This is a genomic window from Dictyobacter arantiisoli (assembly GCF_008326305.1).
Taxonomy (GTDB): domain Bacteria; phylum Chloroflexota; class Ktedonobacteria; order Ktedonobacterales; family Ktedonobacteraceae; genus Dictyobacter; species Dictyobacter arantiisoli.
Genome location: NZ_BIXY01000121.1, coordinates 1 through 14,065, shown reverse-complemented (window position 1 = coordinate 14,065; position 14,065 = coordinate 1). Strand labels below are relative to the sequence as shown.

10 protein-coding genes and 1 pseudogene are annotated in these 14,065 nt (G+C 52.0%); 3 read left to right on the top strand and 8 right to left on the bottom strand.

Annotated features, from left to right (window positions below):
- Positions 1-115 precede the first annotated feature (115 nt).
- Positions 116-919 (bottom strand): annotated as a pseudogene (locus F1593_RS25520) (RNA-guided endonuclease InsQ/TnpB family protein); the annotation flags it as partial.
- Between the two features lie 278 nt (positions 920-1,197).
- On the opposite strand from F1593_RS25520, the gene F1593_RS25515 reads away from it, so the two are divergent.
- The gene (locus tag F1593_RS25515) at positions 1,198-1,869 is read left to right on the top strand and encodes a class I SAM-dependent methyltransferase (protein ID WP_149404383.1); all 672 of its coding nucleotides are present in this window, start codon (positions 1,198-1,200) and stop codon (positions 1,867-1,869) included.
- Between the two features lie 17 nt (positions 1,870-1,886).
- On the opposite strand, the gene F1593_RS25510 is transcribed toward F1593_RS25515, so the two are convergent.
- The 6 genes from F1593_RS25510 to F1593_RS25485 form a co-directional block, all read right to left on the bottom strand.
- Positions 1,887-2,705 carry a class I SAM-dependent methyltransferase gene (locus F1593_RS25510; RefSeq protein ID WP_149404382.1) on the bottom strand — a complete coding sequence of 273 codons (819 nt, stop codon included), beginning with the start codon at positions 2,703-2,705 and terminating at the stop codon, positions 1,887-1,889.
- 311 nt (positions 2,706-3,016) lie between these two features.
- A complete protein-coding gene (locus tag F1593_RS25505) occupies positions 3,017-4,663 on the bottom strand; it encodes a radical SAM protein (RefSeq protein ID WP_149404381.1) in 1,647 nt (548 codons plus the stop codon).
- A 200-nt stretch (positions 4,664-4,863) separates the two neighbouring features.
- Positions 4,864-6,291 (bottom strand): dihydrolipoyl dehydrogenase family protein, encoded by a 1,428-nt coding sequence (locus F1593_RS25500; protein ID WP_149404380.1) that lies wholly within the window; start codon positions 6,289-6,291, stop codon positions 4,864-4,866.
- A 30-nt stretch (positions 6,292-6,321) separates the two neighbouring features.
- Entirely contained in the window at positions 6,322-7,620 is a 1,299-nt protein-coding gene (locus tag F1593_RS25495) for a vanadium-dependent haloperoxidase (RefSeq protein ID WP_149404379.1), read from the bottom strand.
- An 87-nt stretch (positions 7,621-7,707) separates the two neighbouring features.
- A complete protein-coding gene (locus F1593_RS25490) occupies positions 7,708-9,711 on the bottom strand; it encodes a glycoside hydrolase family 15 protein (RefSeq protein ID WP_149404378.1) in 2,004 nt (667 codons plus the stop codon).
- A 55-nt stretch (positions 9,712-9,766) separates the two neighbouring features.
- Entirely contained in the window at positions 9,767-11,026 is a 1,260-nt protein-coding gene (locus F1593_RS25485; protein WP_149404377.1) for a hypothetical protein, read from the bottom strand.
- 273 nt (positions 11,027-11,299) lie between these two features.
- On the opposite strand from F1593_RS25485, the gene F1593_RS25480 reads away from it, so the two are divergent.
- Both F1593_RS25480 and F1593_RS25475 read left to right on the top strand, forming a co-directional pair.
- Entirely contained in the window at positions 11,300-11,827 is a 528-nt protein-coding gene (locus F1593_RS25480) for a sigma-70 family RNA polymerase sigma factor (RefSeq protein ID WP_149404376.1), read from the top strand.
- Between the two features lies 1 nt (position 11,828).
- Complete coding sequence (locus tag F1593_RS25475; protein ID WP_216368989.1) at positions 11,829-12,590, top strand: anti-sigma factor family protein; 762 nt, start codon at positions 11,829-11,831, stop codon at positions 12,588-12,590.
- 95 nt (positions 12,591-12,685) lie between these two features.
- Here F1593_RS25475 and F1593_RS25470 read toward each other — a convergent pair whose 3' ends face one another.
- A complete protein-coding gene (locus F1593_RS25470; RefSeq protein WP_172632447.1) occupies positions 12,686-13,798 on the bottom strand; it encodes a glycosyltransferase family 4 protein in 1,113 nt (370 codons plus the stop codon).
- Positions 13,799-14,065: the final 267 nt, after the last annotated feature.

Sequence of the window (14,065 nt, the reverse complement as noted above, 5' to 3'; positions counted from 1 at the left end):
ATGCTATTTTCCCCTTTGAGTTTCCTCATCAGGTAGGGTAGGCGTCCTAAGAGGTTTCCTTGCTCTCTACCTCCTGCCTCTGCGAGGCTATCTAACAAGCGCCGACGCGGCGCACGGCAATGAGATCGTGAGATATCACAAGCGCGTTTGCCTGTTTGCGGGCAAAATCTTCGCGCTGCCTCTGAACTTTGAGATGCGCCTTGGCAAGCCGTTGACGGGCTTTTTTACGGTTCTGGGAACTCTTCTTGGTACGGGACAAACGCCGTTGCAGGTGCTTCAATCGCTTTTCAGCTTTGCGGTAATGGCGAGGGTTCTCAACGGTGTTGCCATGAGAGTCAGTGTAGTAGGCTTTGAGACCGACATCGATGCCTACGGTAGCACCTGTCATCTCATGGTCAATCACGCGGTCTGCTTGCACACAAAACTGACAGAAAAAACCAGCTGCCCGTTTGATGATGCGCACGCGCTTGATCTGCTGGAGGGGAAAGGTTTCAATGGCGCGGGTGCCAATCAAGCGGAGACGCCCAATACCACAGCCATCGCGAAACGTGATATGGTTTCCATCGGCTTCCAACTTCCAGCCCGACGTCTTATATTCAACACTGCGGTTGTCTCTTTGAAAGCGCGGATACCCTTTCTTCCCAGGCTTTTTGCTCTTGCCGTTTTCATAGAAGCGGGTGATAGCGTGCCAGGCGCGATCTGCGGCGGCTTGACGAGCCTGGGAATTGAGCTTGTGGGCGAAATCGAAGTCGTGGGCCAGGACGGCACAATAAGCCTGCAGGTCATTCTTCGCGATCCTTTTTTCATCCATCCAGAGACGAAGACACTTGTTGCGAATGAATTGCGTGACGCGGAGGGCTTCTTCAATGGCGGCATACTGTGCCCGATTCCCTTGCAGTTTATATTCGTACGTCAACATCCGCCACTCCTCTCGTTCACATCTCTTCGACTCTCTTCTGATGCTATCTTAGCATCTCCTGTTCACACCGGTCAAGAAGACAGGACCTGATTGATGAACGGGAACCCACTCGAACTGCGAACGTTCTGGAGAGGAGGAAAGAGCACGCTCAGAGAGGTGGGTGCGATGCGAGATGAGCCTGCCCCACTATCCCTCCCACAAAGGAACGCCCATTCATCCCCCGTTTCAAAACGGAGGGCTTTCTGGGCCTTTTCTGTAATCGGTGGTATGGTAAAGCAATGAAAACATATTATACGGGCAACTATGCGCGATTTTATAACCAGCACTGGAAAAAGTTTTCTATGAGGACGCTGGCACATACGTGTATGGCTATCGATTTTTCACGCTTAAATGCTGCTGCCGAGCGAGAATATCCAGTGCGCATTCTGGATATCGGCTGTGGTACTGGATTACTCTTACAATCCCTGGCCGCTCGCCTGCCCCGGGCTGAATTGTATGGCGTCGATGCAAGTCAGGCTATGCTTGATCAGGCGCGTTTGCTACTGAAAGATCATGCTCAGGTCCATCTTGAGCAGAGAACCGTTAAAGGAGGGGAACTCGCAGCACACTATGAGCCTGCGTTTTTTGATCTGATTACCTGTACAAATGTTTTCCACTATTTCAATGATCCTGTTGAGGTATTAAGCGAATTGGCTACGCTTCTATGCCCACAGGGACAACTGGTGATTGAAGATTACACACGTCGCGGTTTTCCTTTTCCCTGGATGTTGTTCGAGCGGATAATTACTTATCTTGATCCACAGCACGTTCGGGCTTATACAGTAGTCGAAGCACAGGACTTCTGCCAACGTGCTCAGTTGCGCATCATGATGGCGAAGACATTCCGCATCGATTGGCTCTGGAGAGGATGGGTGATGCAAACCAGCCCGGATAAGAGCGCTCTTCTTTGATTGAGCTGATCAATTGGCTAAGATTTAGAGGCGGTGAGGAGAACGTAGCCAAATTGTTGCGCTTGTATCGCTGCCGCCGCCGCTTGTGCCAGCCTTTTTGCCTGTTCAAAATCCACCGTATCCGGCAGGCTGATCTTTTTGAGCTTGACCAGTAGCTCTGTTCCGAGAAGCCTGGTCTGGATAGCTCGCACCATCTCGGACAATGCATAATCGTGCGGTTCTACGCGTTGAACCGTCAATCCTGCTTCTGTAAGGTAGTGTATATAGTTTTCGAGTGGTTGAGCGTCGGCGATACAGGCAATCCAGGCCAGCAGGCTCTGTAATTCCAGGGGTATACCTCCTCGACGTGTCAGATCGCTTAGCCCTACCACGCCTCCTCCTTTGAGGACACGCGCAAACTCAGCAGCGGCAACCGTTTTGTCGGGGAAGGTACAGAACGCGCACTCACAGATCACCGCATCGAAGCTTGCTGCAGGCATCGGCAGACACTCGGCATCTCCCTGTACAAATGTCACCAGATGGGCCACGCCTGCTGCTTGTGCGGCCTGAGTCACGCTATCCACCATCGCGTGACTATAATCTATGCCTACGACGCGACAGCCAAAACGTTGAGCCAGATAGAGCGCGCTGGTACCTGGTCCCGCTGCAACATCCAGAACCCGATGTGCTGGTCCCAGTTGAAGTGCATTTCCGAGATGGCCGGTTAATACCGTTCCTCCTGGATGAAAGGAATCTCCCAGCATGAGTTTGGCCCAGTCACTTTGATAGATATCTGCGCAGCACGCTTTGATTGTCTGCGCATCCTGCTCACTGCAATGGTCGTGCCTACTGTTCATGCGAGGAACCTTTCTTGACACTCCCTGGCATAAATGCACAGGGATTCTTCCTTCATCCATGAGACTTGCCCATCAGTCTCACAACTGAAAGGTAGCGGTCCACATGTCCAGAAGCGTTGCGCAAACCGAGGTTTGCAGGTTTCCGAGTGCCCCTGGGTACCAACCACTTGTTCTTGTGGTGCATGAAGCCCAACCAACCGTGAGGTGGGTATCGTGCCTCATCGTCTTCAGACGAATCTTTTTGCAATGGCTTCATTTCATACAGGAGAGTCTACCAAATGTTTTAATGGTTGTCAATCAGGAAGAGCCATTCATCCCTGCCATGAATGGACAGGGCTTTCTGGCTCGTTTCCTGTAATAGAATTGGCCTGCATAGGGGTATTTTGTGCTGGCGCTACAGGTTCAAATGAGAACGTCAAAGGTTTGGGTACAAAGGGAACACCTGCACGTTTGGCCTGATTACGTTGCTGTTCACGCGCCTGTAGCTGTGTACGTGCCTGTTCACGATATCCAACATTGTTATAGGCACAGAATGGAATTTGCTTCCCATCGGGCAAGAGGATCTCCTTACAACATTTCATCAAGTTCTTCTGGTTAAATGTCCAGGGGTCCATGAAATCCTGTAACATGACCATGAAGATATTCTTTGCGAAAGTTCCCAGATCGAAGCCGCTGGGGAGATCACATGCTGAGCAGGAGAGGGCAAATTGCTGCGCGGCCTTATCAGAACCGGGTACAGCGGAGGACGACCACAATCCTTCCAGAGCAGTCTTGATATCTTCAGAGAGATCTGGCACCGCACGATTGGTGATGTAGTCAAGATAATCCCCGACATTGAGGATACGTGTCATCGGCACAACGGTATCACCGTCATTGAGGATATACGTAACGGAATTACAGGTAGGGAAACAACAGGGGACCGGCACAAAGTCCGACACCATCAATGTGTTGTTTGTTTGTTCCTCCAGCGCTTTAAGAATATCCGGAATGGTCAGGCGCTGCATGGGATCACTTTCCCCATGACGACCAGATTGGAAGGCTGGCTGAAAATTGATCCCACGGACGGCTGGATGCTTTAAGCCGAAGTCAACAATCGCCCCAACTTCATGTAAATTGACCTGACGCTCAATCGCTGGAACCAGGACAACGTGTGCTCCAATCTCAGCCAGGCGATCCAGGGCCCGCAGTTTCTGTGGTAGGATGTCTGGTTCTCCACGCAGCAGGCGATAGGTCTCTTTTGTAAAGCCGTCAAACTGAAAATAGATAGATGGACGCAATGCGCCTAGCTGGCGCAGGAATTCATCATCGTCGGCGATACGCTTACCGTTTGTATTGAGCATCACATGTCGGATATTGCGTTGCTTTGCGGCCTTGATCATAGCAATGATCTGGGGATGAATCGATGGCTCACCCCCTGAGAATTGTACGACTTCTGGATTTCCCTCGGTTGCCACAAGCTGATCCAGGATGTCTTCGACCTCGCTTAATGTGAGATTAAAACCGCTTCCCGCATCGGCAAAGCAGAGGGGACAGCTCATATTGCAGGCACTATTGATTTCGATAATACCGAGGCAGGTATGTTGTTGATGATCGGGGCAGAGGCCGCAGTCATGTGGGCAACCATGTTCAATTGACGTAGAAAATTCCAGTGGAATTGTGCCAGGTTTGTTGAAGCGAGCATTTGCCGCATAGGCTGCTGCATCACTATAGACGAGCCCCTCAAACAAGCCGTGCTCAGGACAACGCTTGCGCATGTATACTTTGTTCTCGCGCAGGAGGATTTGCGCATCGATGACGCGCCGGCATTCAGGACAAATGCTACGCGTTAATTCATAGAAAACGTAATCAGCATCTTTTTTTGTGCGCGCTATGGTTTGTATGGGAGGTGTTGTGGGATGTGCTGCATGCTCAGTTGCTGTGTTGATCGAATGTACGGAAGTAGACTTTGGTTTGTCCATGAGGAACTCCTTTTGTCTCCATCGTATCTGTCTGGCGAGAACGTTTGTGTGTTGTAGTTCGGTTTTATTCCTCTCTGGATTTATTGATTCGCTCTTATAGATAGCATCCAGAGATCTTCGTTGTCAATTGACATCCTCTCCTGGCAGGGCTTTCCAATGCTCTTTTGTCTGGTTTTTCTTTGTTTGATAGCGTGATGCCTTCATACATGTAGCACATTCGAGAGGAGACGTATGAATGTACGATTGCTGGCGACTTCAGGCCCGGTGAGATAGGCTTCAAAGGTGGCTTGCTGTAGCCCTGTACTGATTGTTGGATAGGGATGAATGGTATTGAAGATGTCTTTGCTAGTAAGGTGATGCCGCATCGCCAGGGCTATTTCTCCTAACAGTTCACCTGCTCCAACTCCGATCAGATGAGCGCCTACGATCTGCTCTTTTTTGCCAGCCAGGACTAATTTAATAAATCCCGCCGTTTCCTGTGCTGTCTGGGCACGGTCGATCTGAGACCAGGGAAATTTGATGATGCGCACATGCTTATAGCGTTGCTCTGCTTCGGTGGGTACGAGGCCGACTCGGGCCACTTCTGGCTCGGTAAAGGTGCACCATGGGACGACCCGATAATCCACTTTCTTCTTTGCGAATGGAACCAGAGCATTGCGCACGGCTATCCCGGCGTGATAGGAGGCGACATGGGTAAAAAGATAGCCTCCTATCACATCTCCGAGGGCAAAGATGTTCGGGACCGATGTTTGCAGATACTCATTAACGGGAATCCCTTTCTGACTAGAGTGAACTCCTGCCGCTTCCAGATGCAGGTGTTCTATATTGGGTTGACGACCCAGGGCCAGGAGAAGCTCATCCGCTTCAAATTGCAACATCTCTTTCCCTTGCCGGGCCACAATCACTTTCTTCGCACCCTGGCGGTAGGTGCTCACTACGCGTGCGTTCGTGATGATATCAATTCCTTCAGATTTGAGGATGCCTGCAAGCGCCTCTGAAACTTCAGGATCTTCGCGTGGTAGAAGCCGTTCCGGCCCCTGAATAATGGTGACCCTGGCGCCCAACCGACCAAGCGCCTGTGCCAGTTCTACGCCAATAGGACCGCCTCCAGCGATCACAAGTGCTTCTGGCAGGGCTGTCAGGTCAAACACATCTTCATTGGTCAGATAGCCGGTTGCTTGTAGTCCCTCAATCGGTGGTAGCGCGGGGCGTGATCCGGTCGCGATCAGGATGTTACGACTGGTGATCTCCTCATCCTCCAGGAGGAGGGTTGTCGGCGCTGTGAATGAGGCGCGTCCAAAGCGCACAGTCACGCCTTCGGTGTAGGTCTTTTCCGCATCGCTTACTTGTTGAATGATATGCTGGATAGAAGCACTGACCTTTGCCATAGCAACCTGCTGGCACGTCACTATCGATCCAAATTGTGCCGCTTGCCTGACCTGTTGTACTACATGGGCGGCATGGATCAGGCTCTTGCTTGGCACACAGCCGTAATGCAAACAATCACCTCCCAGCCTTTGCTTGTCGATCAGTAAAACGTTGGCACCGAGAGACTGCGCGAGATGGGCGGCGGTGAGGCCCGCTGAGCCGCCGCCGATAATCGTCAAATCGTAATGGGTTCGTTGCATATTCTCCTCCTCTTGCTGTTTAAACCTTCATCATTTAGGCACGCTTCCTGAGAAGTGGGGGGGTACAAATTGCGCAATGTTGTGCCCGAGCACTCTGCCCGACTCGTGATCGAGCCGCGTGTGCTGGCCCGCGAAGATCCGGCTCAGTCCTGCCTCCGTCGCAACGTCTGTATAGCTGGCAAAGCTTCGAACGGTGTTTGGTAGGACATCCGAGGTTACGCGGATGTGATCCTGGTTGCCGAAGAAGTTAGACAGCACGGTTGCAGCAGCCGCGCTTATCGCGCTGTGAGCACCCGGATAAGAGGGGTCAGGTGCGGTAGGGGCGAGCGGCGTCCAGCTCGGGTCGCCAGTTGTGAGTGGATTCCCAACTGTGTTGGCCTTGCGGATTGCTGTGATGGGTCTCCACAGCTGGTAGTGATATTTAGCGTCATAGAAGGCGATTGCGCTGTCGGCGAAGGATAGATTGAGTGCTGCGAACAGACGTGCGCTGTTCTCCAGGTTTGTCTGGTGAACGCGGGCGGCGTTCTCGGCTATCTCATTCCACGTGTTCCAGATTGGTCCTGCCCAGAACTTTGCGACCACGGTCTGGTCGGCGGTTCGTGTCTTGCTGCTGTTTTGACCCAGGTTCTTTACCTCATTCAGCGCCTGTGCGTAAGCCTGGCTGGTCAATGCCGGAGGCGGCTCCGGGCGGAACTGCGCTGCCGTCTTCAGTACAAAGGGGGTCACTTTCGCCCAGTGGGTGAAGACCGGTGCTGCGAATTTTGGCGGTGTGGGCTGGTAGCTTCCCAGCTTGTCGCCAGGCACGAATTTTGGTGGTGTGGCGGCAGAACCGTCATGCGCGCGGATGCTCACTATGCGCTCGGCGCTAGCGTGACCGACCTGGATTCCTCCTTGCTTGCCAGCTCCATCGGGAAGCGTGGAAAGTTCGTTTGCGAGCAGTTGATCGAGAGCTGTCTTCATTTTGGGATAGAGCGCCGCCAGCGTGTCATGACCGGCTGTGGCTGCTGCTGTGTCTGGTCGCGCGCTGGAGGGAGCGTTGAGCGAGAAGTCATATGCAGGGGCGCTCCGGGTGATGGAAACGATGGCGTTATAGATCGCCGCGTGTAGCATGGCGAAGCTGCGCGTCGGATGAATGGTGGCTGGCTGAGCAGCAGGCGTTTGTACGATGTGTAACAGCTCATGGTTCCAGGCGATAACGATATTGCTATCGCCGCCGTCCGTAGCGGTCACCATTGCGGATGAATCGGCCAACGCAACCCCTGATGAACCGCTTACCAGGAAAATGCCGATGAAGGTTAAGGTTGCCAGGATCAGAATCAACTTCTTCATGTTTCCGTTCTCCTTTATAAGACTTCGTGTATAAGACTTCCTGAAAAGCGCTAACAGCAATCCCTTAGATGCGTGCATGCGGCAATCTTATGGTTGCTTGCAACGGTGAATGGCCGCGATAACTGGTTCAGGACAGTGCTCAGAGCGACGAATTTCCGCTTTTCGCAGATTGTCCACGCTATTGATGAGAGCGATGTGCGTAAAGGCCTGGGGATAATTGCCCTGAGCCATGCCTGTCTGAGAATCGACCTCTTCGGAGAAGAGACCCAGACGGCTGGCACACGTGAGCAGACTCTCGAAGAGCGCATGCGCTTCATCAACACGGCCCTGCATCGCCAGGTTATCGACGAGCCAGAAGGTACAGATGGTAAATGTTCCCTCTCTCCCTGACAGGCCATCCTCAGAAAGGTACCGATAGACAAAGCCATGCTTATCGGTTAGCTTTTCAATAATGCGATCAACGGTTGAGAGCATACGTGGATCGTCCGGGGCAATAAAGCCAACCAGTGGCAGCAAGAGATTTGCCGCATCGAGCGCAGTGTCGTCGTATGACTGGGTGAAAGCGCCAATGCTGGTATTGTAGCCCCGCAGCAGGATAGCGGTCCGGATCTGGTCTCGCACAGCCCGCCAGCGGGGAAGATCGGCCTCCAGATTGAGCTGTTCCGCAGCGCGAATGCCGCGATCCAGCGCAACCCAGCACATCACTTTCGAATACACAAAATGCCGTGGGCCACCGCGCGCTTCCCAGATGCCATAATCAGGTTGCTGCCAGTGGGTACAGACGTGGTCAACCAGCGCACGCAGCATTGTCCATAGGGGACCCTCCAACGTTTCGCAATCGCGCTCAAAGCCGCCCTGGCGACGATACAGATGGATGCAATCCAGAATCTCACCAAACACATCCAGTTGTTTTTGTAGGGCCGCGCTATTGCCAATGCGCACTGGACTGGACCCGGCATAGCCGCTCAGATGAGGCAGTTGCTGCTCGGTCAGCTCACGCTCGCCACGGATGCCATACATGATCTGCAAATCCTCGCCATCCGCAAATGAGAGGCGACACAACCAGTGAATAAAAGCGTGAGCCTCTTCTGTAAAGCCCAGGATGTTGAATGCATAGAGCGTAAAGGTGGCATCGCGTAGCCAGGTAAATCGATAGTCCCAGTTACGCACACCGCCCACGTCCTCCGGTAGTGAGGTCGTTGGTGCCGCTATGATCGCTCCCGTGGGCGCATAGGTCATTAACTTGAGAGCGAGCGCGCTACGCTCCACCCAGTGTCCATAGGGCCCCGGCCCCAGATTGGTGCATTCGGTACAACTGGCAAGCCATGTGCGCCAGCAGTGCAGGGTATGCGCTAGCTCCGCATCAAAGTTGCGCCGGGGCAGTCCCTGCTCCAGGAGCTGTCGCGTCGCCTGGGCGGTACGCCCTGTTCCAATGACGAAGCACAAGCGTTCGCCCTCATGCAAGAGAAACTGTGCCTGAATGGTTGGATGCCACTCCTCTGGCCCCTGTACGATCTCCATCGCAAAGGATGGCAATAGATGAGCGCCAACAATCGCCAGGGCCACATATTGCTGCCCGCCAGAGATGAGTGCCCCGAGATGATCGGGTGCCAGTGTTATCTCGCCGGGTGCAGCGGCATAATTTGGGCTTACCTTAAGCTTCATCGTGAGCGCTATTTCCCCATGGGTGCATTCAACAATACGTACCAGGCTATGACAGGAGCCATCCTTCTGCGCACAGGTATTATTATCCATTCCTCTATACGGCCATGCGTCCAATGTCTCTACCGGCATAAAATCGGTGAGTACCGCTTCGCCAGCACTGCTGGCGAAGCGTGTTTGCAGAACATTACTCCTGCTCAGATAGTGCTGTGATCCAACCAGCGAGCTATCTGTCGGCGCAATCTGGAAATAGCCACCGCGCTCTGTATCGAGCAAGCGACAAAAGATGGCCGGGCTATCGAAGTCCGGTAGACATCCCCAGTCGATAGACCCTTCTGGTGATACCAGAACCACCGAATGGCAATCACCGATGACGCCATATGAGTTAATCGTTGGATATGTGCGGTGAAGCACGTTTGCTGTGACCATTCTGCACCACTTCTTTCTTTGAACCAGGGGACCCTTCATGCCTGAAGCTGCACTGTCACGTACGAACCTTTTGGCTGGCCGCTCTTTCTACAACCAGTACCAACACCGCTCCAAGCAGAATCAGTGCGGCTGCCGGTGCGGCCCCTCCGACAGCGAAAACAGGGGCATGACCTGAGAGGAAGGAACGCTCTGCATAGATGAAGATCACCAGCGCCATCACATAGAGGAGTTTACTGATCATGCGATAGCCGACGCGGTTGCCCCTTTGCGAAACCGCGATCTTGAAACTTCCACGTATCACCAGAAGGAACAGTACAGCCACTATCCAGAGCATGAACCCGGTTGCATTCCCCTTTGGTCCCACCTGATAGCCATTTACTCCCAGTGTCAGGTTGGCGTAGCTTCCGTACAACATGATCGCTAAGCCAAGGACAAGCAGGGTCTCTGTTATCAGCAGACGAGGAAATCTGGCCGGGCCTTGCCAGGTCTCTAAGCGTGCTTTGACGCCTTCTCGTCCCATCAGAATCAGCATGCCAGGAGTCGTAATTCCTAAAAAGCTGAGCCAATTCCACTGTGGAATTTTGAGTGCCGCGCCCGCCAGTTGTCCAAACGCAATCGCCATCAGGATAGTCCCAACAATCAGGATGACACCATCACGGAGCATGAGCGGAAACGTGATATGTCCTGGCACGCGTGCGGGTTTGGAGATCCCCGATAAGGCCAGTCCACCAGCGCCAAAGAACAGGCCCACCAGCACAGTGATGAACTGGGCGAGGGCGATAGTCGAAGACGTATAGCCCAGGTGAAAAGCCGTCATGGAGAAGCCCATGTAGAAAAATGCGTTTGCCAGGGCACCATCACCGGGAAGTATCCCTATACCATGGGACAGGTGCTTTTTGCCCAAAATCGCGCGCCATAGCATAACAGCGGCGTGGAGCATGCCAATACTGAAAACAACTTCAGCACCTTTGAAAATGAGGCTCATGCTGAAAGCAATCTCGTTCCCTCTGAAGATGATGCTCATCGGCGTAAAGATGGTCAGGATCAACATGGTGATGCCAATCAGCGTGAACGCAGACGCACTTACAATGCTATACCCTTTTACCAGGCTACTTTGTGGGGAAGCAACGGGTACCTGCTCTGCTTCCGCCGTTTCAATCGAGAGTACCTTATTCATCGAAAATCTCCTTCTTCTGCCTGGACAGATCGTGTCCACTGGATCGTTGGGAGATGCTGTAAAGCCCAATAGTTCTCTGGTCTGGTCTGGTCTGGTCTGGTTATCCAGGCACATCTCCCTGTGTATTGTTTCCTTCACCTACACAGACTCCTTTTTGAGAGAAATATTCCCGCCACAATCGCAAAAAAAAGAAAACTCTGCACTATAAATGCATATAAAAATAAAAATGTTGTACTCTTATTTCTATAATGAAGACATAGGAAAAATGGAGCACGCTCCAGACTCATCTGCACCAAAGCAAAGCACCAGACCAACTGGAAATGCAGCAGCCAGGAATTTTCTGCACCTGGATAGTGGGAATAGAATCACGAAAAAATCAGTCTCTTTCAGTGGAGGGTAAAAGGAGAGGACGTGCAAGAGCGCAATCAACGCGTACGTTTTGAACAACTCATCCTACCGCACCTGGATGCAGCATACAATCTGGCTCGCTGGCTCACCCATAATGACCAGGATGCGCAAGATATGGTGCAGGAATCATGCTTGCGAGCCTTTCGCTTTTTTCAAGGTTTTCGTGGTGGAGATAGTCGCACCTGGCTGCTGACCATTGTGCGCAATACCTGTTACACCTGGCTGCAACAGCAACGAGCAAATGAGTTCACCGTCCCTTTTCAGGAAGAACTCCATGATGTGGAATGCGATACTGAGAATCCAGAGACACTGCATTTGCGCCATATTGATCAGCAGAAACTCAGAACGGCCCTGGAAACGTTACCTGTAGAGTTTCGTGAAGCAATCATTCTACGCGAACTAGAAGAACTACCATACAGAGAGATTAGTGTCATTACGCATGTGCCCCTGGGGACAGTGATGTCTCGCCTGGCACGCGGACGTAAATGGCTTCAGCGCTATCTCGCTGCTCACATGAATGAAGAGGAATGATATGGATTGTACAGAGGCCCGGCGTCTTCTCCACGCCTATCTCGATGCTGAATTGGATATGGCTGACACCTTAGCGGTCGAGCAGCATCTTCAGACATGTCCCGCTTGTTTGGAGATCTACAACAATTATCAGGCGCTTCAGACGGCCATAAAAACAAACTCTCTCTATTTTCAGGCTCCTGAGATGCTGCAAAAGCGTATCAGGACATCGGTACGCAAAGCCAATCAAGCCGCATTTGTTGCTCGCGTGACGTCCTGGAGTGGTCTGAGCGTTGCGGCTGTGTTGATCTTTGCCCTGCTTCTTTCGCTCTGGGGATTCACTCGTTTCTGGCCCAATTCTTCTGGTGGCAATTCCTTAGCACAGGAGGTGCTCGCCAGTCATGTGCGTTCACTAATGGCAAATCATCTGGTAGATGTACCATCTTCTAACCAGCACACCGTCAAGCCATGGTTTAATGGAAAGCTTGACTTCTCGCCGCCGGTGGTCGATCTCACGGCCCAGGGATTCACTTTAATTGGTGGACGCCTGGACTATCTGGATAACCAGCCGGTAGCGGCCCTCGTCTACAAACGCCGAGAGCATATTATTAATCTCTTCATCTGGCCGTCAGCACAAAACATTGGGAGCGAAACGGATACCAACACCCCCCAGGGTTATCACCTGCTGCACTGGACAAAATCAGGGTTGACCTATTGGGCCGCCTCAGATCTCAATCTAAATGAGTTACAACAATTTGTCCGCCTGATACAAGATTCGACCTGACTTACTTACTTACTGATCCCAGATGAGTGGCAGGAGGTCGGAGTTACTCCATATAGAGAAACTCCGACCTCTTGAAAAAGCCTCCCGTTCCCTGCCTACTCGAAAAAGGGGAGTTCTTCTGGTTGAAAGATGCTGATGACTTTATGGTAGATGGCATAATACTTGCGCTCCATTGCCTCACAAGAAAAGGACTCCTGAATGTGAGCACGAACCGTCTCACGATTGATTTCGTCAATCCGTCCCATAGCCTGAACCATTTCGTCAAGCGTCTCGACTAAGAATCCTGTTTCTCCGTTGCGAATAATTTCTGGAGCCGCTCCCCGTGCAAACGAAATGACCGGGCAACCGGCGGCCATCGCTTCTATCATCACCATGCCAAATGGCTCTTCCCATTCAATCGGATTCAGGAAGCCACGCGCCTGCCGCATCAGTTCTTGTTTTTCCTGAAAATCCGCCGGACCATGATTTTGGATTTGCTGACCATCAACCTGTGCCTCAATTTCTTCGCGATAGTATTTCTGGATACGCGGCGTATCCTGAGTTATTTTCCCCGCAAGGATTAGTGGCTTGTGAGCTTGTTGTGCGGCTTTAATTGCCAGATGTGGTCCTTTTTCTGGGACAAAACGACCTAACCACAAAAAAGCATCAGACGGTTGCATAAGGGGAGCAGGAATATCCTTCAATGGAAGACCATGATGGACCACGCCCACGAAATTGAGAGGAAGCCCCTGTTGCTGGCGAGCGCTTTCGCTGATAGCCACCATGGGAACCTGAGGAGCCCAGCGTAAAAAGCGCTCCTTGCTCACCTCATCAGGGATCTCTGCTGGCTGAAAAGGAAGGTTGCTATGCAGTGTCGTGATATGGGGCACCCGTAATTGTGCCAGTAAAGGAAACAGAAACATATCACCGCCCGATGAGACATGGGTATGAACAATGTCGAAATCATGGCCCTGGATAAAAGAGATTGCTTGTTGTAAATAGGCCAATTCACGTTGGTGATCATTCCAGGGTACCGCATCTTCCCGCAATCCTCGTTGAATGAGAGGAATGAGATGTGCCGATGTCTGACTATCACCCGCCGCAATCAGGGTCACATCATGGCCCTGAGCAATCTGTTCTTCAATTAAACAATGCACAACCGTTTCTGTTCCACCATAATCCCTGGGAGGAACCGCGATCCATGGGGGAGCAATATGGACAATTTTCACAAAAACCTCCTTCATAGCTTTCCAATCCTCAAAAAGGAAGGCCAGTAAGCAGACGTTAAGTCACTCTTATAGTACGGCAGAACTATCTTCGAGGTTGACAACCACCTACTCCAACAAATGGAGGTGAAGCAAGAACTCCCTGCCTGTATGGTTTTCCGTCATCGAGACCTGAGCGTGAGTGCCCTCATCGTACCTGTTCAGGTTGTCCGCAAAAAAGCTGAACAAGAAAAGCGATAAGCTGAGCAAGAAAGGACGAAAAAGGATGAG

Coding starts and splice junctions, on each gene's coding strand:
- F1593_RS25515 (WP_149404383.1), top strand. CDS start 1,198: ATGAAAACATATTATACGGGCAACTATGCGCGATTTTATAACCAGCAC.
- F1593_RS25510 (WP_149404382.1), bottom strand. CDS start 2,705: ATGAACAGTAGGCACGACCATTGCAGTGAGCAGGATGCGCAGACAATC.
- F1593_RS25505 (WP_149404381.1), bottom strand. CDS start 4,663: ATGGACAAACCAAAGTCTACTTCCGTACATTCGATCAACACAGCAACT.
- F1593_RS25500 (WP_149404380.1), bottom strand. CDS start 6,291: ATGCAACGAACCCATTACGATTTGACGATTATCGGCGGCGGCTCAGCG.
- F1593_RS25495 (WP_149404379.1), bottom strand. CDS start 7,620: ATGAAGAAGTTGATTCTGATCCTGGCAACCTTAACCTTCATCGGCATT.
- F1593_RS25490 (WP_149404378.1), bottom strand. CDS start 9,711: ATGGTCACAGCAAACGTGCTTCACCGCACATATCCAACGATTAACTCA.
- F1593_RS25475 (WP_216368989.1), top strand. CDS start 11,829: ATGGATTGTACAGAGGCCCGGCGTCTTCTCCACGCCTATCTCGATGCT.